Here is a 25,337-nt window from a genome sequence, read left to right on the forward strand (position 1 = left end):
CGTTAAGGTGATTTTTTATCATACACTGGTAGAAAATGGCCTGGATACAAAGCTAATTCCACTGTAGTGTCATAAGGGGTACTTAAGGGATATTCTAATTCTGCTACCCAGAGCCCATCCACTCCATCTCCTCCATCACCTACTTCATATACTTTTAAATTGACCTGGTAGAGATGGCAAAGGATTACCCCCTCTATTTCCGACTTACCCCAGATAGGATATCCTCCATGCTTCTCTGCCTCACTGCTATTATACTTAACACCTTTTACATAACTTTCATAGCTATCTATATTTCCATATTCTTCCTCTAAACTATTTTTTATCCAGTTATCCTGAGAGGGAAGAGTATTAACATATTCGCTTACTTTTCTTCGCAAATCCGTAAGGGTAAGGTTTCCATTTAATTTCTTATTGAGTGCTTGAGCAAAAGCATCAAAAAAACAATCACCATCATCTATGGCTGTTCCATATTCTTTATTTATGGCAGCTAAATCACCTTTCAAACGTTCAAGGCATCGGTCTTTTATACTTCTTTTCGGTTTTGAGGAGGGATCGTTGCTTGATATAGGTAATCTTTTTAAATCCCTATCTTCTTCTTTTTGGTCTAATTCATCGTAATCTATCTCGTTCTCGTTACTTTCTAGGTCGATCTCGTAATAGATATCTTCATCGTCTGAATAATATAGATCTTCTTCTGCTCTATCGCTAGCAGCAAGGGAAGCTTTATGCTGAGCTTTTGGCTCGTTCACTTTTTCTTTGGGATTTGTCTTAATCTCACTTGCAAGAGTTTCTCCCAAAGGATTAGCATCTGGCTTACCTATCTCTTTATCCAGGTTTGATTTTCCCTCTTGTGAAAACTTATAGAAAAGAGTATCCGCTTTCTCTGAAGTCATATGCGCCTGGCTCTGAGGTTGTAGGTCATCGCTTTTATAAACCGCTATCGAACGTTTACCGGTAAAGAATTCTTTCCATCCTTCCCTAATTTGACTATAAATCATCCCTAAGCCTAAAGAAAAAAAGGTCAATGCTAGGGATTTAAGACCTATCAAAATTCTATGGAAAGAGGTAAATTTTGTCTGCTCGCCAGACTCAAGGGAATATTTTTTGCCGTCAGGCCTTGTAACTGTATATTCCAAAGAGTCAAACGATTGATTATCATATTGGGTATAACTTTTTTCTTTATCTATATATTTTATTATCATTATGAAATCCCCATTTAATGATGTTTTTTTGCCTTCAAGCTATTTTCTTCCCTTTCAGTTAATCCAAGAGCTGCTTCTCTTTTTTCCTCATTGTCCGCTTTAAAGAAGGTAACTGCAGGTATTGGATGATGCTCGAGTTCTGGCTCTTCTTCCTCTGCTTGCATGGAGGACTTAAAAGAAGAGGAAGTTTTAGGTGTGATTACAACACTTCCTGGAGTAATTGCTTGCTCTACAGGTACGGAAGAATTTTCTGCTACCTGAACGCCTGGATGGCTTTTCTTTTCGCCTATCATCCAGTTTCCTATTAATTCAAAGGTGGTAAAATACAAGCCTAAAAAAGCATCCGCTAGGCCTATGCTTCCCTTCTCAATTTCATAACCTGTAGATTTCTTAATGGCATTGTTTACCACATCTCCTGCAGGGGCCAAAGCAGCCGCTATAAAAAAGTGTAAGCCCATTGCCACGGGTACAAGGGGAATTAACGCTACAATCCCTACAGTGCCTGCCGTTACTCGACCAATAGTTGCAAGCGCATGCAGAGCTTTGCTCTCTTTCATTTGTTTAGCCACAGTCGTTAGCTTAGGCAAACCTTTTCCTGGATTTTCTGTGCTTAGTTCTATAAAATCCTTTTTGACTCCTTGTGTTTTCTGCACAGAATCCATACCAGGTGTCGAAGAGAAATCTCTAGGAAGTATAGCACTCATATAACCCTCATGATGTTAAGCTTCTATTTCATTAGCCAGTTTCCTAACATGGCTTTCCCACTCTTCTTTTACTTCTGGTGAGGCCTGAATAAAGCTCCATAGCTTTTCTAGTGACTCCAAAGCCAAGCCTTGTTGATGCATAGATTGATAACAACGAGCCAAATAAAACTGTGTCTCTAAAAAGTTAGGATCTATTTCTTCAGCCATTAGATAATAATTAAGGGCTTTAGCGTACTCTCCCTCATTTTGATAGCAATATCCCATGGCATTCCAGTAGGAGGAAACTGTAGGAGAAAATGTTAATAAGAGTTGTAAGAGATTTTTAGCATCTTCGCATGCATGATTGTTAAAATTTTTGATGGCAAGCTCATAAATTAAGAGTAAAGTCTCACTTGAAAGGCCATATAGCGCTGTCCATAAAGGCTGATCAGCATCAATGGGACTATTTTGTGCCAGGGCCTCATTATCCTCTGAAGTGGAATAATTTTTTTGAATTTCTTGAATTTTTTTAAAAGCTTGTTCTACTTCGTTCAGAACTTTTAGCATTAAGTAGGTATCATTTTTTTCTAATAGCTCGATTTTGAGCAAATTAATTCCTTTCATATATTTTTGGAGCAGCGAAGCTAAATTTAGCTCTTTGGCTATTTGCTCTTTAAAAGCTAACCTATATTGATGCTCTGTTTTTAATGGGCTGGCTAACAAATAAAAATCTTGGTTATTCACATATTCTTCAATTACAGGCTTTATCTTGGCTTCAAAAGCTTTTATTTTTTCCTGCTGCATAAAAGAATCCTTAGTAAATTACCCTCTTAAAATAAGTATACCTATATATTTATAATTAATTCAATTAATTTCAAATAAAACTATATATTATTTATTAAGTTGTTTATTATATTAAAATTAACACATCATTTTATATCTCCTCTATTCAGGATGGTTTTTAAGAAAAAAAGAAGATAAGATAAAGAACTTATAGATAAATGTAAAATTTTTCTAAAAATTTAAACAATTATAACTGACAAGAGCTTGCCAATAACATTTAACCCTGCCTGGCTTCAAGAAGGAGCTTTCTCTCCCCCTCCCCTTTTTTTCATGGCTAGCTTGTTAACAATGAACCCTTAACTTTTGTAATCTTTTTTAACCCCTTATCTCTTTAGCTTTAATAGGCCACCTCTTTACTTAAAAAGAGGCCTTTAATGCTTAAGCTATTCACCCAAAAAACTTAATCCCAAGAAAAAATTAGAGGGAAAATGCTCTGTACAGGACAAAAATTGAAAAAGCCCGTCTAAAAATTTATACTGTTATCTTTTACGAGGAGAAAACAGATGAAAGAAATAGACGAGCTAAGAGAAGTTTTAAGTCAAACTTTAGATTGGAACCGAGCAAGACTTACATGCTTTTGCCAAATTGTTCTAGCTCTTTTTAGGGTTAGAAGCGTTAATCTTACTCAACTAGCCACAGCTTTTCAAGGAAAAGCAAAACTAGACTCCCACTATAAAAGGCTACAGCGCTTTTTCCGAGAACTAAAATTTGACATGTTGGATGCTTTTAAAATCATTTTACAAATATTTCCTATTAAAAGGAAAGTATGGCTGATTATAGATAGAACAAATTGGCAGGTAGGTAGCAAAAACATTAATATTTTAACCTTAGCGATGGCCTATGAAGGAACAGCTATTCCGTTGGCCTGGTTTGTGATGAATAAAGCTGGTAATTCCTCTACTAATGAACGCATAGAAGTTTTAGAAAAAGTTATTAGGCAATTAGGCCCATCAAAAATTGCAGGTCTTATTGGAGACAGAGAATTTATAGGGAGTCAATGGTTTGATTATCTGATAAAAAGTGAGATTCCTTTTTATATGCGTATTAGGGAAGACACTCTAGTGGAAGGAGCAAGAAATGGCTATGCAGTTTCTCTTAGAGACGTATTTCGTCATCTAAAAGAGGGTAAAAAAAAAGTGTTAGCTCAACCTTTACAGATGCTCGGCCATTCCTTTTATGTAGCTGCAAGCCGTCTAAAAGATGAGCTTTTACTCGTGGTCACTAATAAAAATCCAAAAAAAGCTATAAGCATCTACAAAACTAGATGGGAAATAGAGACCTTATTTGCTTGTCTAAAAACGCGAGGCTTTTGCTTGGAAGATACGCATTTAACATATACTGACAGAATTGAGAAACTTATCTTTGCCTTAAGTATTGCTTTTTGTTGGGCGTATAAACTAGGTAATATAGCTGCAAATGTAGTCCCTATTAGCATTAAGAAGCATGGTAGAAAAGCTAAAAGTTTGTTTCGCTATGGGTTGGATAAAATAAGGAAAATCTTATTGGGAACACCTAGGTGTTTTAACCTTTTTCTTTGGTTGCTAAAGCTTTTTGACCCCTTGTTATCCTCAAGTATACCTAAGAGGGTTTTTTTATGAAAAAATTATTTTTTGTCCTGTACAGAGGGGAAAATGTTCAATAAAGCCACAAACCTTTAATGCTAGGAATGCTAGAGGATTAAGCAAGAAGGTTTGATATAATAGGGCTACGAAGAAAAATAGATTTTAAAATGCGGCAGAGTAAGCGGGATTTTTAAACTATTTAAAAGTTTGAAGAAGTTTGTTTTGCTGAAGGATTGCGATGTTTTCGTAAAGAAAAACATACCAGATAAAGTAATATTGCTTAAACCCATTAGGGGTATTAAAATCCCTTCAAGATAATAAAATTCATAAAGAGGCTCCCTAGGATTTTAGCATTTAAATCTTCCAGGAACCGATAAAACCTTAAATATCTAGCTTGTAAAGCTAGGCTCTTCTGTAGGTGCTGCGCCAATAGAACAGCCAGCATGGTAAAAGACCTGGATAAAGGAAGCTTACCTTTGATTTTTTAAGCTTTTTAGTAATAGAGTCTCAAGTTTTTATCGAATTTTTTTATAAAAATAAAAGGATTGAATAGATGACCCGTTCCATTTTAAAGCCGATAATGATCTACCAGCCAATCACTCTTTTAACTATTTTCAAAACATGCCTTTAAAGTTAAGGCATAGGCGAACCAGCACCAATCCACACTGCTTATTTACCCGGCTTATCGTCTTGCAAGGATGTTGCCAAGCTAACCTGCGATAAGGTAAGCCTCTTATTAAAATATTCCTTTCTTTATTCAAAATTCCCTTTTATTGTATCGTTTATCTAGATTCATTATTTTAGGTTAAAATTATGCTAAAAACAATTTTAGGCATTTTTGGTCGCTCTCCTTTTGCTCCATTACAGTCTCATATGGAGATCGTCAATAGCTGCGTACAAATGCTACCCAGTTTATTCGAGGCCATGAAAAATAAAGATTACGCTGCCGTTGAAAAGATTGCCGAGAAAATTTCTGAGCAAGAGCATCATGCCGATCTAGCTAAAAATCATATTCGCAATCATTTACCTAAAAATATTTACCTACCTATTGAAAGACAGCATTTGCTGGATATCTTATCTTTACAAGATGATATTGCGGACAAAGCTCAAGACCTAGGGGTTCTTTCAAATTTGAAACCTTTAGAAATATTGCCCAGCTTCGAAAATGAATTTAATTTATTTCTTGTGAAGAATATGGAATCTTTTGAAGAAGCCAGACGAATTATTAACGAACTACACGAACTCATCGAAACCTCCTTTGGTGGAGTGGAAGCGGAAAAAGTTCGAAGTATGGTAGAAAAGGTAGCTTTTAAAGAACACGAAGTAGATATTCTTCAACGTAAACTTTTGAAAAATTTGTATCAGTCTGAAAACGAAATGACGCATAGTACCTTTTATTTATGGCAAAAGATTTTTGGAACCACTGGCGCTCTTTCCGATATATCTGAGAAGCTGGCTAACCGCGTAAGACTCACCTTAGAACTGCAATAACGGAGATTGAATGATACCCGACATTCTATTGATACCTGAAAACATGCTTTTACTCATCTTTCTTTTGCTAGCAGGCTTTTATATGGCATGGAGCATTGGAGCTAATGATGTAGCAAATGCAATGGGAACCTCTGTAGGTTCTGGCGCACTTTCCTTAAAAACCGCTGTAGTTATCGCAGCTCTTCTAGAATTTTCAGGGGCTTTTTTCTTTGGGTCCCATGTATCTGACACTATTCAAACAGGCATTATTGACTCTGCTCTATTTGCTTATGAGCCACGCATCTTAGTTTATGGAATGCTAGCTTCCTTGCTAGCCGCAGGCATATGGTTACAAATTGCCTCCTATTTTGGATGGCCTGTTTCTACCACTCACTGCATTGTAGGAGCAATTGTAGGGTTTGGCATCGTTGTAGGAGGGTTAGAAGCAATACAATGGGAAAATGTATTATTTATCATCACTAGCTGGGTGATTTCCCCTATTCTGGGTGGCATCATTTCTTACTTTATTTTTAATATCCTAAGAAAGAAGATTTTCTATACCCCTAACCCTATCAGATCCGCCCAAAAGATTACTCCTATGATCGTTTTCTTAACAGTCACGGTGATGGGGCTCATCCTGGTTTTTAAAGGCTTGCAAAATTTAAACTTAGAATTTACCTTCTTAGAAGCTCTTATTTTCTCAGCTTTTCTAGGAACGATCGGCTCTTTCATAAGTTATCTACTGTTACGCAATATCTCCGCACCTACACGCTGTCAGCAGCCTGTGTGTAATGCTGAGACTACCCTGTCTTTAGATAAAGCTAGAAAACATTTACTAAGAGCCCGAGAAACCGTCTCAGGAAATGAAATGCACTACCACTTATCTATCTTGCTAAATGAGGTCGATAATGTATCGACCACAATCAAGAAATCCAGCGATGGGGAAGTACATAAATCTGAATACGCTACCGTCGAAAAAATTTTTGGTTATCTTCAAATCATGAGTGCATGCTTAATGGCATTTGCGCATGGTGCGAATGATGTAGCCAACGCGATTGGACCTCTTTCCCAAGGCATCCAAGTTCTCATCAACAACACAGTTATTACGACTAGCACTACACCTGTATGGGCCTTAGCTTTGGGTGGAGTAGGAATCGTAGTAGGATTAGCGACCTGGGGCTGGCGTGTCATTGAAACAATTGGTAAAAAAATCACCGAATTGACTCCTACCCGCGGTTTTGCAGCAGAATTTGGTGCAGCTACTACCGTGGTACTTGCTTCAAGATTAGGGTTACCTGTTTCTACTACGCATACGCTAGTGGGTTCTGTAGTAGGCGTAGGATTAGCACGAGGTCTAGAAGCTCTAGACTTAAGTATGACACGCGATATCATGATTTCTTGGCTAGTGACTGTACCTACAGGTGCTTTAATAGCTGTAGGCTTTTTTAATGCTATAATGTATCTTATTACTATCATTTAAACTGCTGCAACTTGCCTACCCATGGCAGGAAATTAAAGCCTTATTTAATTTTTAACCGTTCTTTTAGGATAATTTTAAAATGAATAAAATTCTTCTGTTTATCTTATACTCACTCTTTATCCAATCGGGCATGTATGCAGAGGCCCCTCGCCCTAAGGCTATTCTTCAAGCTCATCTACATGCAGCTTCAACTAATCCGAGTGATATCAAAACAATGAAAATCCATCCTGGCTCTACAGTTACTCTACAAGCTGAAATAAAGAACGTTGGAAATTTGCCAAGTGCTCCAGGAAAAGTCTACATCCGCTTTGTCTTGATCGAGCCGCTAGAAGACTTATTGCAAAGTCGTACTTTTCATACCGAAAGTATTCTCCTACCTACCCTCTATCCTGGACAAGTAACTGTTGTTAAGTTTATGAAAGAACATCAATGGCCGTCCCTACAGGATTTTATTAAACAAAATTGGAATATGCGTCACTATCAAGCAGTAGTTAAAATTGATGGAGAAAAAGAGGAAAAAGTGATTGGCTATCTCCCTATATTTTTCTCTGCTTATTATTATGAGGGACATCATCGTGAAGTGCCTAGAGAAGTTAAAGCACGCTAAAGAATAAAAAAACTTTATAACATTTATGCCTGATACTCGGTCCAATTTGCGCCCTCTTAACTTATGAAGCTACCTTGCTGTTGGATAAAAAAGTATAGGAAAAAGAGATTGCAAAAAATAATCCGTAAGGAATTTATAGAAAAAAGATATGCATTCACTTTCTCTAATTCCTCATATAAGAATACCTGAAGAAGTACAATTAAAAATTCTTAGCCTTCTAGATGAAAAAGAGTTACCTATTGCAGCCCTTGTTAACAAACATTGGCAACGAATGGCGCACGATCCTTCTTTATGGCGGCCTATTTGCCAACGACGCTGGAAAAACCTTAGCCGCTCTTCTTCTCCAGGAAAAAACTGGCGAAAAATCTGTAAGAAAAGAGTGCAGATGTCGCAAACGATGAGGCTAACGAAAGGCGAATATTCGAAAAACAAATGTAAACAAACTATCTACAAATTACCTAATTTCTCAGGAAAAATTCTTGCGCTTAAAAGAGAAAAACAATTTGCTTTTATAAAAGCTACAGCAGGTACAGCGCAAATCTATCACTTGGGCGAAAAAAGTTGTCAGTTAGTGTATGATAACTTGGAAGATAAAAACTCTCGTCTAATTTATTATCAAGAAGGCCATATTGTTCAAGTGACACAGGAAGGATACCTCTACCGTTGGGAAGTTAATGAGGGTTTTCCCCAAACTTCTCTATGTTACCTTGGAAACTTTGAAAATGCTTACTGGGCTCAAAACCATTTATTTTTAGTTAATCCTCATCAAAGGCAATTTAAAATTGTGGATGTCCGCACAGGATTAAGCTGCTACAAGACTACCTTGGCACCAATCAATTTTATTCTCTGCCGAGATAATCAAGCCTTAATCCACTGTCTAGATGGCAGCCTTTATTTTATTAATAATCTAGAGAGCTCTTTCTCCAGCAGCCTTATGGCATTGGAAGGCAACTTTAAGTCCCCTCTTAATCAAGAACTCTGTCAGTTTGATGAAGCGCGAGTCATTATTTTATGCGAAAATGATTTACAAAGAAGATGCCATGTATGGGATGCTTCTAATGGAAAAAAAAAGGTAGAATTTACCTTGGAACCACGACCTGTGGAAAAATGTTTGCACAGGAAGTCAATTCTGACAACCTCTAGTTATGATGGCAAGCGCTTAGCAGTAGGGCTAAGTATAGGTTTTGTTTTAACTTATAATGTGAATGATGGAGCTTTTTTAACTGAATCAAACATAGGCGGCGTAGCGCCTGTGCGTTTTCTTATTTTAGACGAAAGCTATTTTCTAGCCTCTCGTTTCCATCCTGAATTTAAGAAATTTAACCTTTGTCAACATACTCCTGATACAAAATACTGTGGAGCCTTATGGCCTTGGACGCCTAGGGAATATCCAGTGGTAGATTCTCATCATATTCATGCTAGCTACGATGGCCGCAAACTAATCTTTTGTGATGAACATGGATGGCTACATCTGTGGGATTTTGCTCATTTGCAAGGAAAGGAGCCTATTTTAGTCGCTCCTCCCCATGCTTAGAAAAACTATTTATCTGTCTGAAGCGTTTGGCTAATTAAAATAGATTGCAACCGCTCATAAGAATGATAAGAGGAATATTTTCTTTGTATTACTTCTTAGCTAAACTCCTCGGTGGGTTGAGAAGTGGCTTGAATGTGATCATCTATAAAATGCCTGGATTCTTCAAGCCTAGTAAAAGAAGAGGGCTCAATGGGTAAATAAATTAAAGAGCTAAAAGTTATTTTTATTTTTTACCCCTTGGAGAGGCTTGCTACTATAAAGATCGATTAATTAATTAATTAGCTACAGCTTACAAAGTAATTTGTGGCAAAGCTTATTTCAGATACAATCGGCCATAGGCTATAAATGGCAAGCGGTCACGGGGAGTATAACTGCTTAAGGCCCTAATAATCAAAAGGTAATGTAAATCAGGAATTACAGCAAATAGAAAAAGCAGCTATTTGCAAGCATTTTTGGCTTTGCAGATACCCGCAGAATCACATCTAAAGGGGGGCCTACCCCGTGACCTTTTACCATACATGCTTTTTCTTCAGAAAGGCAATAGATGGGGCATAACTCAATTAATATTTAAAACATAACATTGAATTTTAATACATAAATTATTAAGATTTTATAATAAATAATATAAATTTAAATTTATGGTAAATAGCATGACCTCCCTTTCCCTAATTCCTCATATAAGAATACCTGAAGAAGTACAATTAAAAATTCTTAGCCTTCTAGATGAAAAAGAGTTACCTATTGCAGCCCTTGTTAACAAACATTGGCAACGAATGGCGCACGATCCTTCTTTATGGCGGCCTATTTGCCAACGACGCTGGAAAAACCTTAGCCGCTCTTCTTCTCCAGGAAAAAACTGGCGAAAAATCTGTAAGAAAAGAGTGCAGATGTCGCAAACGATGAGGCTAACGAAAGGCGAATATTCGAAAAACAAATGTAAACAAACTATCTACAAATTACCTAATTTCTCAGGAAAAATTCTTGCGCTTAAAAGAGAAAAACAATTTGCTTTTATAAAAGCTACAGCAGGTACAGCGCAAATCTATCACTTGGGCGAAAAAAGTTGTCAGCTAGTGTATGATAATGTGAAAGAGGAAAGTTCTCGTCTGATTCATTATCAAGAAGGCCATATTATTCAAGTGACACAGGAAGGGCAGCTCTATCGTTGGAAAGTTAATGAGGCTTTTCCTACAACTTCTCTATGTTACCTTGGAAACTTTGAAAATGCTTACTGGGCTCAAAACCATTTATTTTTAGTTAATCCTCATCAAAGGCAATTTAAAATTGTGGATATCCGCACAGGATTAAGCTGCTACAAGACTACCTCCGCACCAATCAATTTTATTCTCTGCCGAGATAATCAAGCCTTAATCCACTGTCTAGATGGCAGCCTTTATTTTATTAATAATCTAGAGAGCTCTTTCTCCAGCAGCCTTATGGCGTTGGAAGGTAACTTCAAGTCCCCTCTTAATCAAGAACTCTGTCAGTTTGATGAAGCGCGAGTCATTATTTTATACGAAGATGATTTACAAAGAAGATGCCATATATGGGATGCTTCTAATGGAAAAAAGAAAATAGAGTTTACCTTGGCACCACGACCTGTGGAAAAATGTTGGGATAAGAAGTCAATTCTAACAACCTCTAGTTATGATGGCAAGCGCTTAGCAGTAGGACTAAGTATAGGTTTTGTTTTAATTTATAATGTTGATGATGGAAATTTTTTAAAGTCATCAAACATAGGCGGCTTAGATCCTGTGCGCTTTCTTACTTTAGATGAAAACCATTTCCTCGCCTCTACTTTTCATCCTGAATTCAAGAGTTTTGAACTTTATCAACATACTCCAGCTATAAAATGTGGTGGAATAATATTGCCCTTCCTGCCTAACACATATCCATGGTTAAATTCTAATACTATCCATGCTAGCTACGATTGCCGCAAACTAGTCTTTTGTGATGAACATGGATGGCTGCATCTATGGGACTTTGCTCATTTGCAAGGAAAGGAGCCTATTTTAGTGGCTCCTCCCTATGTTTAGGGAAACTATTTACCTGTCTGAAGCGTTTGGCTAATTAAAATAGATTGCAACTGCTCATAAGAACGATAAGAGGAATATTTTCCTTGCTTTATCTCTTGGCTAAGCGTCTCAGTGAGTTGTGAGGTTGCTTGAAGTTGAACATTTATAAAATGTCTGGATTCTCCAAGCTTGGTGAAAGAAGAGGGATCAATGGGTAAAGAAATTGAAGAGCCAAAATGGTTCTTTATATCTGATGAATAGCGCTGAGAGAGCCTCAGCATCTGCTCGTCTCCAGGATGGGATAAGAGAGCTCTTTTCTTCCGCAAAGCTGAAAGTCCTTTCTTATCTGCATTGAATTTTCCCTGAGCTTTCTCTAGCTCTTTAGACATTTGTTGATAGCTTTTATGCTTTCTTTCTACTCGGGGAAAATCTGATGATGATTGGTTCCATGAAAGAATCCAATCCTCATCTATTGTAAGTTTATATTTCTCACGCTTGTTTGCAATTTTTTCAATTACCTCTTTTTTCTGCTGTACTGCTTGCTCAAAACGCTGAATTTTTTCGTCTATTGGGCCATAAATTTCTTTTTCTTGCTGTTGATAAATTGCATATTCATCCTTTAATATTTGGAAATTCTGAGGAAATTCTGCAAGCGTTGCTTGTGTTCTATCTAAATTAGGAAGGATAAGGGGAAGGGAATGAGAATCCTCTAAGCTAGATATTCTTTCTAACAACTTTTGAATATGCGAAATTATATTATCTATTTCACTATAATGGAGGAACTTTTCAGCCAGAGAAGCATGCAGTTCAGCTGTTGAGTAGCGATTATTTGTAAAAAGAAGCTTATCAAATGCTCGTACGCTTTGTTCTAAATCTCTAAGCATGTTTAGTTTTTCATCGGTCTGCTGTAAGCTTTGCTTCAGCACTTCTTCAATTTTTTGACCTACGTACACTGTAGCAGCTATCGGCTTCCAGCCTTTTCCTGATGATATCTCTTGTAATTTATTTCTGGCCGATTCCCGAACATTTTTTTTCAATGATATCATCCACTCTATTAAGGGTGGCCGGAGCTATTATAGTATGATTATTTAAATAGTAAAACTTACTTCTTTCATTAAATAAGGAAGGGCGCTCGGGAAAAAATTCATCCCATAATTTGTTAATGCCCTCTTCAGCTCCCCTCTTCTTATCTATAATTTGCTTTAAAGTTTCTTGAAGAGCTTCTCCAGGAATGCCAAGAGCTAATAATTTTAAGATTAAAGTAGGTGAAATATTTTCTCTTCCCTTTCTTTCCTGGCGCACAGCTTCAAGAGCCTCTTGTTTTAATTTTTCTAAGTAATTGTCTTTAATTTCTGGAAATAATGAATGATGGCAAGCCTCCGTACCCTGCGCTTCAGAACCCTGATAGAGTTGAAATTTTGCTCCACGCGGCTCAATTTTACTTTTGGATTTGAAGAAAGCGACAGATAGATGAAAAAAAAGCAGCAAGCGCGTTTCAGCATGCATCTTCACAGCAGAGGATAATTCGCTGGCTGGGATGTCATCTTTCCTATTGTTGTATTTATCCATCTCGCCTATCAGCTGTTGAAGATGAGAAAATTTAAGCCAATCCTCTTGCGCAGCCGTCCTTGTTAAGCTAGGAATAAATTCATTGGTATTGAGGACAACTTGACGGTTAGTGGCAGGGTTGCTATCTAAAGGGCCTGCAGGCCTGAGTTTCAAAGAAAAAATTTCTTTAGCAAATTGAAATATTGCCAAAGACTCACTATCCCCTTCTTCCATTTACAGGTAGTTATAAAGATGAGCTTTAAACTGCGGATGTGCCTCAATTTCTTCCTTAACTCGATTTGCAAAAATTGTACTTACTCTTTCGTCTAATTGCTTCTCTTTTCCTTTCTCGTCAACTTCTCTAGGTCTTTTTAGGCTCTTTATTTGCAAGGGCTCAGAAGACGAAGAAGAATGGGGACCTATAGGATGACTCATAAGACTCTCCTCTTTCCTATTAGAAATTAGATTTTTAGCAATTTGCCTTTGGATAATGCAGGTTTCATGCCAACTACTTGAGGAGAGGATTAAAAAGCTTTTTGAATGGGGAAAGTTAAAAGAGATCTAGAAAGGATAAATTTCCCTTAAGCTTCTATGCTTTAAAGGAGGAAAAGAAATTTTTTTAAGAAAAGTGAAAAAAAGCTTAAGGAGGATCTAAATATTTATTTAGCCACCTTATTAGCTAATTTTAATTAACTTTAAGAGACGGAGTAGCCAATGGAAGATTCTAACTTATGCAAAGACCTAGTAGGAGGGTCGGTGAAATAATTTAAACAAAAGTTATATTTTTATGATCAATAAAGAAGAAAAAGAGAAAAAGCGCCTTTTTCCTTTAAGCTTTTAATAGAAAGAGGCTTATATCTTAAGAAAGAGAAAATAACTAGAAAAACAGTAGGCTTATTTCAATTAATCTCTCTATCCTTTTTTCAATAAAAGGCAAACTTATCAGATTTGAGCTCTAGATTCAAGCTGGCAAGAACTAAAAAACCTTAAAAATATTTTTGTTTTAAAGACTAATTTAAAGGGGAAAAGAGGTGGTTATCCGTTCACGCTAAAGACTTAGAAAAATTTATTCTAGAAAGCTGTAAGCCTTACTTTACAGGGCAGGCGTAAATATTTTTGCAAAAGACTTATCAAAAAATAAGTTGATAATATATACGCTAAAATTAGCCAAGGAGATCCATTATGACAGCCTCTATTGATACAGATACTATCGTCGATAATCTTGTAAATAAAACCAAGCACTACCTGATTACGACCGTCGGTAGAATTGCTGAAGATGCTCATGCAGATGAAATTTATAACGCCCTTTCCTATGCTCTTCGAGAAGAGGTAATGATCCGTTGGTTAGCAGGGGTCCGAACACAAAATAGGCAAGATACCCGCATGCTCTACTATCTTTCTATGGAGTATCTGCCCGGACGGATTTTAAATAATGGGGTCACCAATTTCAGAGCCTTAGAAATTGTACAAGCTGTACTGCAAAAGCTGAATCGTTCCTACAACGAAATTATCTACCATGAAGCCGATCCTGGTTTAGGGAATGGAGGCTTAGGACGCCTTGCTTCCTGTTTCTTAGATTCATTGGCTACTTTGAATTATCCGGCTCAAGCTTATGGGCTAAGGTATCAATATGGAATTTTTGAGCAACAACTTTGGAATGGTGCTCAGGTGGAAGCCCCTGATTGCTGGCTGATTAGTGGTAATCCTTGGGAATTTCGCCGCGATACTCGCCGTGTGCATGTTAAATATTGTGGAAATACTACTGCTCTCCAAAATATTCATGGCGATGATATTTACCAACTAAAAGACTTTGAAGAAGTGCAGGCTCTTCCTTACGATTATCCTATCGTAGGGTATGCCAAAGATAATAAATACTCTGTCGTAACTTTACGTTTATGGACGACTAAAGAATCTCCTCGCAATTTCCAGCTACAACGCTATAATGCCGGTCGCTTAGATCAGGCAGCTGAAAATTCCGCTTTAACAGACGTATTATATCCTAGCGATCATCACGAAACAGGTAAAAGAGTACGCTTAAAGCAAGAGTTTTTGCTTGTTTCTGCCTCATTACAAGATATTGTTCGTCATTATCTGGCTCATCATCAAAACTTTCGCTCGTTTGCAGATAAAGTACGTATACAAATTAATGATACTCACCCGGCCATGGTAATTCCAGAGCTCATTCGCATGCTTATCCAAGAACATGACTTACCTTGGAGAACAGCTGTAGAAATGACACAAGCCTGTACCGGATACACCAACCATACTGTACTTAGCGAAGCCCTGGAAGTATGGGATAAAGATCTATTTAACTACCTGTTGCCTAGACAATTACGGATTATTGAAAGGCTAAACCAAGAATTTTGTAATACCGTGCGTAGTAAGTATCCTCGTGATGAAGACAAGGTAAGACGCATGTCTATCATAGAAAATCAAAGCATTCGCATGGCAAATCTTTCCGTTATCGGCTCCCATTCAGTCAATGGGGTCTCAGAAATTCACTCAGAAATTTTAAGAACTCGAGTCTTCAAAGATTTTTATGAGATGTTTCCTGAAAAGTTTTTTAACGTTACCAATGGGGTCACTCAACGTCGTTGGCTATTAGAATGCAATCCTGAACTTTCCAAATTTATTACTAAACGCATTGGAGATGGCTGGATCACGGACTTTGCCAGTATAGGAGAGCTGGCTAACTTTGCTAGCGAGCTGGCTAGCCAAGAAGAATTTTTGGCTATCAAAAAAAGAAACAAACAGCAGTTAATAGAATTTCTTAATGAAAATAATAGGCAGCGCAATGAAAAAGGCGAACTAGTTATGCCCTCTCCCCTGATTGAAGCCGATGCTATTTTTGATGTTCAAATTAAGCGTATTCATGAATATAAACGTCAATTGATGAACATCTTAAATATCATTATGACCTACCAAGAAATCTTAAAAAATCCTCAACATCAAAGGATAAAAAGAGTATGCATATTTGCAGGAAAAGCTGCCGCCTCCTATGATCTGGCCAAGAATATTATTCTTCTCATTAATGCTGTCGCCCGCAAGATCAACCATGATCCTGCCGTAGAAGGTTTTTTGAAAGTCGTGTTTATTGAAAATTATAACGTTTCGCGAGCTGCTATCATTATTCCTGCTACCGATCTATCCGAACAAATCTCTACAGCCGGGACGGAAGCTTCTGGTACAGGTAACATGAAATTGGCCATCAATGGAGCTTTAACCATAGGCACAGATGATGGGGCAAATATAGAAATGAAAGAATCTATTACTGAGAAGTGGTGGCCTTTTGCCTTTGGTGCTTCGAGAGCTGAGATAGAAAAAATGCAATTCGAGCATTCTTACAATCCTAAAGAAATTTATAATAAAAACACTTCCATCCAAGCAGCCTTAAATACCTTGCGAGATCATACGTTTGCTAATAATGAGCAAGAACATCAAGCTTTTAATGGGATATTTCAAATACTTTTAGAAGGTTTTTATGGGTCAGGAGCCGATCATTATTTTATTTTAAAGGATCTAGAAAGCTATTTTGAAACACAAAAAAAAGTAGAGCTTCTTTATGATAATCCTTTGCTTTGGGCAGAGTATGCGATTCACAATATAGCAGGGATGGGCAAATTTTCTACGGATGTTTCCATTAAAAATTACTGCGAAAAAATTTGGGGCTTAAGCCCTTGTCCTACTGATCCTGAAATATTAAGAAGAGTAGAACATGAATATAGGCAGTATGGACGTTAGCCATTTCTCATTCATACAATGCTTTTATTATTTTGCTCTTTAAATTTAGGGGCTATCATAAAGGCCCCATTTTTGTATAAGCTGCTTATACAAACCTTTTTCTTTAACGCGAGCTAGCCCCTCGTTAAAAAATTTAATAAATTCTTCGGATTTAGGACGACCTAAGGATACTAAACGAAGGCCTTGATGGGTTAAAGGCGCTGTGGCTATTTTTAGCTTATTATCGTAAAAACTATGAATCATCATTTGTGCATGCCATATATCCATTATGACACCATCTATTTTGTCGTTTTTAAGATTTTCTAGAGCTGCGTTCATGCTCTCATAGGTTACTAAGATAATAGAAGGATAACGGGATACGTCATAAATGGAAGAAGTTCCCGCAATGATACCAACAATTTTACCGTCCATATCCTCTAAGCGATGAGCATCAGATTTTTCGTCCACGACAAGGACAGAACCTAATTCATATAAAGGATGGGAAAAAATATAGGTTTGGCGATTAAGGCTATTAGGTACAATAAAAGTAAAAACGGCATCATAGTTTCCAGCCCTAAGATCTTCTAAAAGAGTATTAGGGTTAGCAGGAACAAATTGAATACGTAAATTTGCTTCTTTACCAGCAGCAAGCACTAGCTCTTCAGCAAAGGCTTGGACGTTCAGTTCTTTGCCAGTAAAATCAAAATCATTCCAATTGATATGGCGTGCGATAACTATGCTTTGAGAGCTTGATAAATGTTTTGAGAAAAAGCAACCAGCTCGGATCCCGATGAGCAGCAAGATTCCTAATAAAAGAATAACAAAGATACGTATTAAATTTTTATAAGCTAAAAAACTAGTCGATTCCACTTAGATATGTCAGTACTTGTTAATTATAGTCCGAACCACAGTGCTATTTAAGAAAATTATTTTCTTTAAGTGCTAACCGCAGATCTTAGCAGATTTTGCTCAATAAATAAATCCATAAAATGAATCAGCTGGCTTCTATTCCTTTTGTAACATATTAACAACTTTTTTAAATGCTTGTGATTTCTCTAGATCGGCTTTATAATGCTACTGACAAGATTTTAAGGTTATCTAACGGCAGCGGCGTAAATTACGCTTTGGGCAAAGTCAAGATTTTGTCAAGCCCTTTTTAGGGTGAATTGAAGATTTCTTAAAAGAAACATAATAAGCAGCTTATAAGGTCTGTAGGCTTTTTTTACTCCTGCCAAAAATGCTTTTTTTTGCTCAAGCATTTGGGGGTCTCTTTTCTTTCAATGATTACAAACTTTCTATTTTCTTTTTTAAAGATGACAATTGTAGCATTATAAATATATGTAAAAGACAGGTATACAATAGCTTGGATGATTTTCCTACCTGGTAAGCTCTCTCTTTTTCCAGCGCCACGGCTACTGTTCTTCATGTGGTGCGCTATCGCTAGTCCAAGCTTTCTTTTTTGCCATGGCGCTTAATTTCTCAAAGGAGGATAAAGAACTTTTCCCCTCCCTCAATATTTTTTTCTCTCCCCTCAGCTATCCTCCTTATTGGAGGTTAGAAAAAAGCTAGTTTGTATCCTCAAATGCTATTGGTTACGAATTTTTTTCAAGCGTACTATTTCATCGTTATAATTCCTTACTTTTTTAGGAATGAGTCAACCCTTTTAAACCTTTAAACGCCTGTCAAGCTACTTTCACGCAGGAAACCATATCTTCAAAAAGAGAGGGAGCAGAGCTAGGATGAACATTTGCTGCAAGGCTCCTAAAATTGAAAAAAATCATTTAATCTAAATAAAAATATTTTCTCAATTATCTTCTTCAGGGCAGTGTGACAAGGCATATCTCTTCAAAATTAAATTGATTTCTTGATGTAATTATACTCTTTATTTAAAGTGCGGTTAAGTCACTTTTAGGAGAAATAATATGGCCACTTTACAAGCAAATCATTTAGGGCAACATCCGAAAATCCACCATACGCCTGCTGAACTCTCATGTGATATGAGCCGTGTAGCGACCATTATCTTAGGCGGAGGGCAAGGCTCTCGTCTCTACCCTCTTACACGTTCTGATTGTAAACCTGCCGTTACTTTTGGTGGTAAATATCGCCTTATTGATGTGCCCATGTCTAATTCTATTCATTCTGGGTGCCATAAAATATTTATTGTTACCCAGTTTCTTTCTAAAACCTTACACGATCATATTTTTAAAACTTATCGACCAGGCACGTTCACGGCTGGCTTTGTGGAAGTTTTGTCAGTGGAAGAAAAACCTCATACTAAAGCCTGGTTTCAAGGAACAGCCGATGCTATTCGCCAAAACCTGGAATATTTAACCGATGTTCCTATCGATTATTTTTTAATACTATCCGGAGACCAACTGTACCAGATGGACTACAAAAAAATGATGCAAGTTGCGCAACGGACCAATGCAGATGTAGTCATTGCTACCCTACCTATCGAAGAGAGCCAAGCTAGCCGCTTTGGAATCCTAAAAATTGATCATAATGAACGTATTACCGAATTTGTAGAAAAACCTACAGATATGGAACAAGTAAAAACGTTTAAAGTTAGCGAAAGTACCCTTAAAAAATTTCACCTTAAAAATAATAAAGATGGCGCTTGCCTAGGATCAATGGGTATCTATCTATTTAAAAGAAAAGCCCTTTTAAAACTTCTTCTTACCGATATGCGTGAAGATTTTGGAAAACATTTAATTCCCAACATTATTAAAAATGGCAACGCTGCTGCCTATCTCTATGATGGCTATTGGGAAGATATTGGAACCATTGAATCCTACTATCATGCCAATCTAGCCCTTACGGAAGATAAGCCAGAGTTTAATTGGTATGACGAAAAACATCTGCTAGTCACTAATAGTTTAAATCTTCCTGCGGCTAAAATTTACAATACAAAAGTACAGCAATCTATTATTTGTGAAGGCTCTGTAATCGAAGCTAAAGAAGTTTTTCATAGTATCTTAGGGCCTCGTACTCAAGTAGGCACAGGCACTGTCATCAAAGATTGTTACATTCTCGGTAATGATCATTATCGTTCCCCCATGCAAGACAATCAAACATCAAAAAATTATCAAATTGGGCAAAATTGCTTGATTGAACGAGCGATCATTGACAAACATGCCTGTATCGGCAATAATGTCTGTTTAAATAATGCAGATAAGCTCACTCATTATAACAGTAATGAAATTTTTATACGCGATGGCATTATTATTGTTCCTCGCGGGGCCTGCATTCCCGATGGTTTTACCCTATAACTTTAAGTAATTTTAATGGCAGTTTGGGCTCTAGCTGATTTACACCTTGCTTTTGGCACGCCTGAGAAAAAAATGGATGTCTTCGGAGAGCCTTGGATAAATTATACAGAGAAAATTAAAAAGAATTGGCTTAATTGTATTCAGCCTTCTGATTTGGTTCTTCTTCCAGGCGATATTTCCTGGGCCATCCAACTAGAAGATGCTGTTATAGATTTAAAATGGATTCATGAACTTCCGGGCACTAAAGTGATGATCAAAGGGAATCATGATTATTGGTGGAGGTCTCTTACTAAAATAGAAAAAATTCTCCCTCCATCTATCCATCTTATCCAAAACAATGCCTTTCATTGGGAAGGATATTCTATTGGCGGTAGTAGACTATGGGACAGTAGCGCTTATGATTTTAATGCTTATATAGAATTTAAAGAAAATCCTTACGCAAAAATTTTGCTAGAAAAAAGTGATAAGGTTGCAGAAGCTGAAAAGATTTTTCAGCGGGAATTACAGCGCTTAGAAAGTAGTTTGAAAAGCCTTGATCCTCAAGCTTCCATTCGTATAGCCATGACTCATTACCCCCCTATTAGTGCCGACCTCAAAGACTCAGCCGTGTCCCAGCTATTAGAAAAATATCATGTCAACACCTGCCTCTTCGGTCATTTACACAATGTAAAAAAACATCTGCCCTTATTTGGTGAAAAAAATCAGATTCGTTACATTTTAACTTCAGGGGATTACCTTGATTTTATGCCTAAACTAATTTACAGCTAAATTTTTACCATTCCCTTCTTTCTTTATAAGGCTCTAAGATAAAATTTCATAACGCTTTCAAAATTCCGAGGTTACTAGGTACTTCTTAAGTATTTAAAGCTTTTTTAACGCCAGTTGTCGAACAAGAAACTCCGTGAGCTTAGCGGACCAAATAAGCAAAAAAACCTTTTCAATTTGAGCTGCCAACTTATTGGCTAAGCTTGCAAAATGCTTAAGCCCACATTCCGCAGGTTGTAGCGACTCCCAAATATTATTATTGAGGCTGGAAATTGCCTTAAGTTCCCTTAGGAAAGGCTCATCTTGTTCTTTTTAAAGCAAAAACGTGAGAAAACATACTCGATGGAAAAGTATAGTAGCACGAACTTTAATCACCTTAAAAATTGGTGTTGTAAGGGGGAACAAAATTATACAACGGATTATGATACTTCAGCTGGCTTCTCCAGATACCACAGCGAGTATAATCACAGGAGAAGCTTCAAGTTAATGATGATTAAGGAATTGGATTTTATCCTAGGCCCTTTACATAAAAGCATAAAAGAATTAATCCTTAATTTAAACCCTAGCATGAGGCATGTTTTACTGGTTTTTAGGCCCCGTTGGCAAAAATGAATGACGAAAGAAATTAACTTGCGGAATGTGGGCTTAAGAACCCTCATTACAAACTTCCTTAAAGTTGGCATGGAAACCCTGCCTGCGATAGCCTAATTCTGATCTTATCTTTACAATCTCCGAAAGTTAATGTCGATAGCATTGCTGGGTACCAAACACTTCCTTTAACTCAAATAATAAGTGCCTGACAAGCAGGCTATCGTTCTAGCTTTTTTCCGTGAACCCCTCAAGATCTTGCTTGAGATAAGCAAAGCAATATTGATACCTCTTAAATCGCTGCATTCCCTAACGATTGGTAACGGTGATTTCTGGGTGGTTTCTAAGTCGGATGTCTTCTATGATTTTTAAGTCTTTGGAAGGCTGTATTCTAAGATCAATTATAGCTTCAATGCTACTTGCCTAAACAAAGCACTTTTGTGCCTATTGTCTAAAATTTGTCTCATCCATCTATATTGCTTAACTACTTTGTGCTGCTTTCAAAACACTTATTCCTGCACCTCCAAGGCACTAGATAAGCATTTTTTTATTCTGAGTAATACCGCCCCACGATATTTTTATACCCAAGGCTGCGCTAAGCAATCAATGCTCTGATCTTTTACTCGTAAGATAAGAGAAGATAAGTAAACCTATTAATACAGAAAGGCGGGGGCCAAACTCATGGGATTCCTGTAGGTAAGGGGTGCAGGAAAATTTTTCAGGGATTTCCTACAGCAAATTCGTTCGCATTCAACTTAGGTAATCAAAGGCTTAGCTTCAAGCAGCTCTAATTATTGCATAACCCAGGCAATCTTTTTAGGTATGCTTTTGGATTTACAAGATTGATAGGCGGATAAGATTAACAATAACTGTCATAGCGACCGTTTCTTTTTTAGTAATTGTCGAAAATAACCCTTATGGCCAGGTTTGGCTCCTCCTTTAGGAGAGGGACGATTTTTCTTTTGGTTAAAGCTTGGCAATCTAGAACTATTGCTTGCATTAAGATTTAGCTTCTCTTCAAGTTCTAGCAATACGTTTTTCAAGACGCTTAATCGTTTATTGTTGCTCAATAATCAGCTTGTTCTGCTGCTGGAGGAGGGTGAAAAGCTCCTCTTAAGTTGGTTTCATGCTCTAAAATTTACTTCTTAAGCTATTCTTAGCAATTCTGCTGAACGCGTACATAAATAGTTGCCCTTCTTTACTTCCTTAATTTTTTTATAACTCTTCTTAATTATTTAAATATTTATAAAATTATTCCTATTTAATTTATTAAACAATTTAATTTTATTATTAAATAATTATATTATATAATTAAATATAATATTGATAATTATTATAAATCACATCTTTTAAATAAGGATTGTTTATGGAATGCGGCAATAATAGCTTTCTAGGTGTTTCAAGAAAACCTGATGGAGAATCTGATAAAAATAGTGGAAGTTCGCTTGCATTTATTGCTACTTCTATCAAATCAACAGCACCTATAGGAACCGCAAAAAAGGAGGCTAAGGAGAAGGAAGACGAAAAAGTTAAGGCTTTAAAAAGACAATTTTTAGAAGGATCTGTTTCTTCTCAAGATACGATCCTCTCCTTAGAGGGAGTGGAGGCAAAGGGCACTCGTAGTAAGCCCGTTGAATTTATCCCACGAGGTAAACATTTTTGCTTTTATATTGCTCCAAGATCTAGCGACTTGCTTCAAGGAAAGTTTTCGATATACCAATCTTCCCTGCAGCAAGCGATCAATAATCGAATAGCAATAAATTTTAAAGAAAAAATTGCACAAAAGTGGCTTAAAGAATTAGTAGGCACAAAAATTTTAAAGCTTCATTTGTATCCTTTATCAAAAGTAAGTGATGAAAAAGATTCTTCCCTAAAATTAAAGGAAACAATTCAGCAATCGGAAGTTTATGGAGAGGATATATTAGCTTATAAGCAAAATGCTGAGCAGATAGGAGCAGAAAAGCAGATCTTAGAGCAAAGGGATAAAGAAATATTAACTTTAAAAAATGAATTAAACACTCATCCTACTATGGTCTATAAAGAGCATGCAATGATAGAAAAGTTTAATAAAAGATTTCTAACCACCTTTGAGGAACTAGCTAAATTATCCTCTAATTTAATAGAGGCTAATGCCGATGGAAAAATAAAAGTTATCCAAGGCATAAAACAGATAATGAGTATACTTAAGAAAGACTTATCTTCTTTAAATTTAATGGAAGGCTCTCTCCCTCCTCAACAGAAAGTTTTAGCCCCCCTTGCACCTCAAGACGAAGCACTTCAGGTAATAAAAGAGATTACTAACGATAACGCTAGGAAAATAATTGATAAATTTCCATTAGAAGAGGGAGTAACAAATAATCCACAAAAGCTTGAAGTGGAGAAAAGAACGGATTTAGATATAAAAGAGTTAATTAAGCAAAAGCTATCTTCTATGGCAACTCAGCTCAACCTTCTTGAGCGTTCCACTAAAAGTAACTCCGAGAATCCAACGCTTTATAAAGAAGTAATTTCTTATCAACTCTCTATATTAAAAGATATAGGGTTATTAACAGATAAGAAAAGTTATTTAGCGTCTTTACCACAAAGGCAATCTACTAAAGAAGATGTTAGCGAGATTAAAAGATTACATTCCTCTTTAAAGCAGCTAGAAAGCCAACAAACAGCTTCTCGTTTACTCATTAATAAATTAAAGCAACAACAGAGAGTGATTGTTAAAAATTTTATAGATAAACTTTCTCAAAATGCAGATAAACAATTTGCCATAGAAAAATATATCTCAGAGCTTACAGTAGCTCATCCTCAAGCTCGAATTATTAATATGCTCCTTGAATATAAAAAACATTCTTCTCAACGCTTTGCTGTTCTGATAAAAAGCCACCGTGAGTTTACGCAGCTGGCTAATTATGCTCTGTCTAAGCTAGAAAAAAGTAATTTAAGCGAAGAACAAGTTATAGATATTAAGGCTAAATTTAAAAGCTTTTTAATATTACATATCGGTTTACACACTAGTGATCCATCCGATAAAAAAAATAGTAGCCTATATAGAGCTATGCAGGGTAGCCATTCTTCAGAAAAAGCAAAGGAAGATTGCAAACGAGCGCACCAAGAAATGTCCCAGCTCCTTCACTACATATTCGATAAACAGGTTATCCAACAACATTTTGCTTACCCTGAAGAAACTCATGTTGTTCCATATCCTGCTTTGTTCTCTTGGAATCTTGCGACCTTCACCAACATTTTTTTTAATCGAGAAAATATTTCTACAAGGAGTGAAAACAGAGAGGCAGCTAATGCTCAAGATATTATTCAAAAGCTTAGTAATAAAAAGCTTAGCGAGGATGTTGGAGGATTTAGCCGTTTGATCCAAGAGGATAGCTTAAATCTCGATGTTATTCAGCAAGAAATAGATAAGCGTTACCAAGCTTTAGAACAAAATCCTGTCTGCTTTATCTTAGATGCGCTTCTTTTTTTAAGTCGTATTGCCTCATTACAAGTCTCGGAGACAGAAGATTTCCCTTATTTTTTTAATCAGACTATGGATAAATATTCTGAAACTCTTATTAAACCCTCCAATGAATTCTCAGAGAAGTTTCCTCAAGATTATAAAAAATTACTCGGAAAAGGATTGGTGGAGTTACTAGAAGATGCATCTGATTTATCAGCTCCTTCTACAACTTTAAATTCAACATACCACAAATATTTTCAAGGCACTCGTGCAGCTATTGAAGAAAGATTAATCTCTCTTGCTAAGAAAGGTGATCACCTGACTCTCATAGAATTGATGGAATGCCACGCTCTAATAAGCATTCTCACGGGAGTAGAAGAAATTCTTAATATAAACAAAGGGCATCAAGAGCATGGTTCTTCAGCAATGCAATCTTCTCTTGAAACAATTCTAAGAAATTTAGAATCAAAACATCAGACTGGCAAATTGGAACTAAACTGATATCAATAAGGAAAAGAGATTAAATTTATTTTTTAATGAAAAATTTAAATTAGGAAAAGTTTTTGAGGGGCTCTAACGCTTAAGAGCTTTAAAAATTAGCCTGCT

At 36.6% G+C, this 25,337-nt stretch carries 17 protein-coding genes; 10 read left to right on the forward strand and 7 right to left on the reverse strand.

Translation table 11 applies throughout. The annotated features are described in order from the left end of the window. Positions 1–2 precede the first annotated feature (2 nt). The 3 genes from TY21_RS05975 to TY21_RS05985 are packed head-to-tail and all read right to left on the reverse strand — an operon-like array spanning position 3 to position 2,689. Complete coding sequence (locus TY21_RS05975; RefSeq protein ID WP_042240503.1) at positions 3–1,202, reverse strand: hypothetical protein; 1,200 nt, start codon at positions 1,200–1,202, stop codon at positions 3–5. Between the two features lie 14 nt (positions 1,203–1,216). Continuing rightward, on the reverse strand, positions 1,217–1,906 hold the full coding sequence (locus TY21_RS05980; protein WP_042240506.1) for a hypothetical protein: 690 nt from the start codon (positions 1,904–1,906) through the stop codon (positions 1,217–1,219). Positions 1,907–1,921: 15 nt separating this feature from the next. After that, positions 1,922–2,689: a tetratricopeptide repeat protein gene (locus TY21_RS05985; protein WP_042240510.1), complete on the reverse strand. Its 768-nt coding sequence runs from the start codon at positions 2,687–2,689 to the stop codon at positions 1,922–1,924. A 542-nt stretch (positions 2,690–3,231) separates the two neighbouring features. Between TY21_RS05985 and TY21_RS05990 the strand changes: the two genes are divergently transcribed. The 6 genes from TY21_RS05990 to TY21_RS06015 all read left to right on the forward strand — a co-directional run bounded on the left by TY21_RS05990 (position 3,232) and on the right by TY21_RS06015 (position 11,417). Further along, positions 3,232–4,326, forward strand: coding sequence for an IS4 family transposase (locus TY21_RS05990; protein WP_130589580.1), 1,095 nt, complete (start codon positions 3,232–3,234; stop codon positions 4,324–4,326). Between the two features lie 777 nt (positions 4,327–5,103). Continuing rightward, on the forward strand, positions 5,104–5,781 hold the full coding sequence (locus TY21_RS05995; RefSeq protein ID WP_039383612.1) for a TIGR00153 family protein: 678 nt from the start codon (positions 5,104–5,106) through the stop codon (positions 5,779–5,781). A gap of 10 nt (positions 5,782–5,791) precedes the next feature. Next, a complete protein-coding gene (locus TY21_RS06000; RefSeq protein ID WP_232044339.1) occupies positions 5,792–7,240 on the forward strand; it encodes an inorganic phosphate transporter in 1,449 nt (482 codons plus the stop codon). A gap of 79 nt (positions 7,241–7,319) precedes the next feature. Beyond that, the gene (locus TY21_RS06005; RefSeq protein ID WP_042237961.1) at positions 7,320–7,847 is read left to right on the forward strand and encodes a hypothetical protein; all 528 of its coding nucleotides are present in this window, start codon (positions 7,320–7,322) and stop codon (positions 7,845–7,847) included. Between the two features lie 148 nt (positions 7,848–7,995). Next, the gene (locus TY21_RS06010; protein ID WP_130589583.1) at positions 7,996–9,381 is read left to right on the forward strand and encodes an F-box protein; all 1,386 of its coding nucleotides are present in this window, start codon (positions 7,996–7,998) and stop codon (positions 9,379–9,381) included. 650 nt (positions 9,382–10,031) lie between these two features. Continuing rightward, positions 10,032–11,417 carry an F-box protein gene (locus TY21_RS06015; RefSeq protein ID WP_158623032.1) on the forward strand — a complete coding sequence of 462 codons (1,386 nt, stop codon included), beginning with the start codon at positions 10,032–10,034 and terminating at the stop codon, positions 11,415–11,417. A gap of 5 nt (positions 11,418–11,422) precedes the next feature. Here TY21_RS06015 and TY21_RS06020 read toward each other — a convergent pair whose 3' ends face one another. The 3 genes from TY21_RS06020 to TY21_RS06030 are packed head-to-tail and all read right to left on the reverse strand — an operon-like array spanning position 11,423 to position 13,379. Continuing rightward, positions 11,423–12,433 carry a hypothetical protein gene (locus TY21_RS06020; protein WP_042238706.1) on the reverse strand — a complete coding sequence of 337 codons (1,011 nt, stop codon included), beginning with the start codon at positions 12,431–12,433 and terminating at the stop codon, positions 11,423–11,425. After that, the gene (locus TY21_RS06025) at positions 12,399–13,154 is read right to left on the reverse strand and encodes a hypothetical protein (RefSeq protein ID WP_130589585.1); all 756 of its coding nucleotides are present in this window, start codon (positions 13,152–13,154) and stop codon (positions 12,399–12,401) included. Before TY21_RS06025 ends, TY21_RS06020 begins: the two co-directional genes overlap by 35 nt. 24 nt (positions 13,155–13,178) lie before the next feature. Then, complete coding sequence (locus tag TY21_RS06030; protein ID WP_042238711.1) at positions 13,179–13,379, reverse strand: hypothetical protein; 201 nt, start codon at positions 13,377–13,379, stop codon at positions 13,179–13,181. 747 nt (positions 13,380–14,126) lie between these two features. Here TY21_RS06030 and glgP point away from each other — a divergent pair. After that, on the forward strand, positions 14,127–16,685 hold the full coding sequence (gene glgP / locus TY21_RS06035; RefSeq protein ID WP_042238713.1) for a glycogen/starch/alpha-glucan family phosphorylase: 2,559 nt from the start codon (positions 14,127–14,129) through the stop codon (positions 16,683–16,685). A gap of 45 nt (positions 16,686–16,730) precedes the next feature. Here glgP and TY21_RS06040 read toward each other — a convergent pair whose 3' ends face one another. Continuing rightward, the gene (locus TY21_RS06040) at positions 16,731–17,534 is read right to left on the reverse strand and encodes an ABC transporter substrate-binding protein (protein WP_042238715.1); all 804 of its coding nucleotides are present in this window, start codon (positions 17,532–17,534) and stop codon (positions 16,731–16,733) included. A 1,052-nt stretch (positions 17,535–18,586) separates the two neighbouring features. On the opposite strand from TY21_RS06040, the gene glgC reads away from it, so the two are divergent. The 3 genes from glgC to TY21_RS06055 all read left to right on the forward strand — a co-directional run bounded on the left by glgC (position 18,587) and on the right by TY21_RS06055 (position 25,232). Continuing rightward, the gene (gene glgC, locus TY21_RS06045; RefSeq protein WP_052354277.1) at positions 18,587–19,933 is read left to right on the forward strand and encodes a glucose-1-phosphate adenylyltransferase; all 1,347 of its coding nucleotides are present in this window, start codon (positions 18,587–18,589) and stop codon (positions 19,931–19,933) included. A gap of 15 nt (positions 19,934–19,948) precedes the next feature. Further along, on the forward strand, positions 19,949–20,701 hold the full coding sequence (locus tag TY21_RS06050; protein WP_042238717.1) for a metallophosphoesterase: 753 nt from the start codon (positions 19,949–19,951) through the stop codon (positions 20,699–20,701). A gap of 1,951 nt (positions 20,702–22,652) precedes the next feature. Further along, complete coding sequence (locus tag TY21_RS06055) at positions 22,653–25,232, forward strand: hypothetical protein (RefSeq protein WP_042238722.1); 2,580 nt, start codon at positions 22,653–22,655, stop codon at positions 25,230–25,232. Positions 25,233–25,337 lie beyond the last annotated feature (105 nt).

The organism is Neochlamydia sp. S13 (assembly GCF_000648235.2).
Classification (GTDB): Bacteria; Chlamydiota; Chlamydiia; order Chlamydiales; family Parachlamydiaceae; genus Neochlamydia.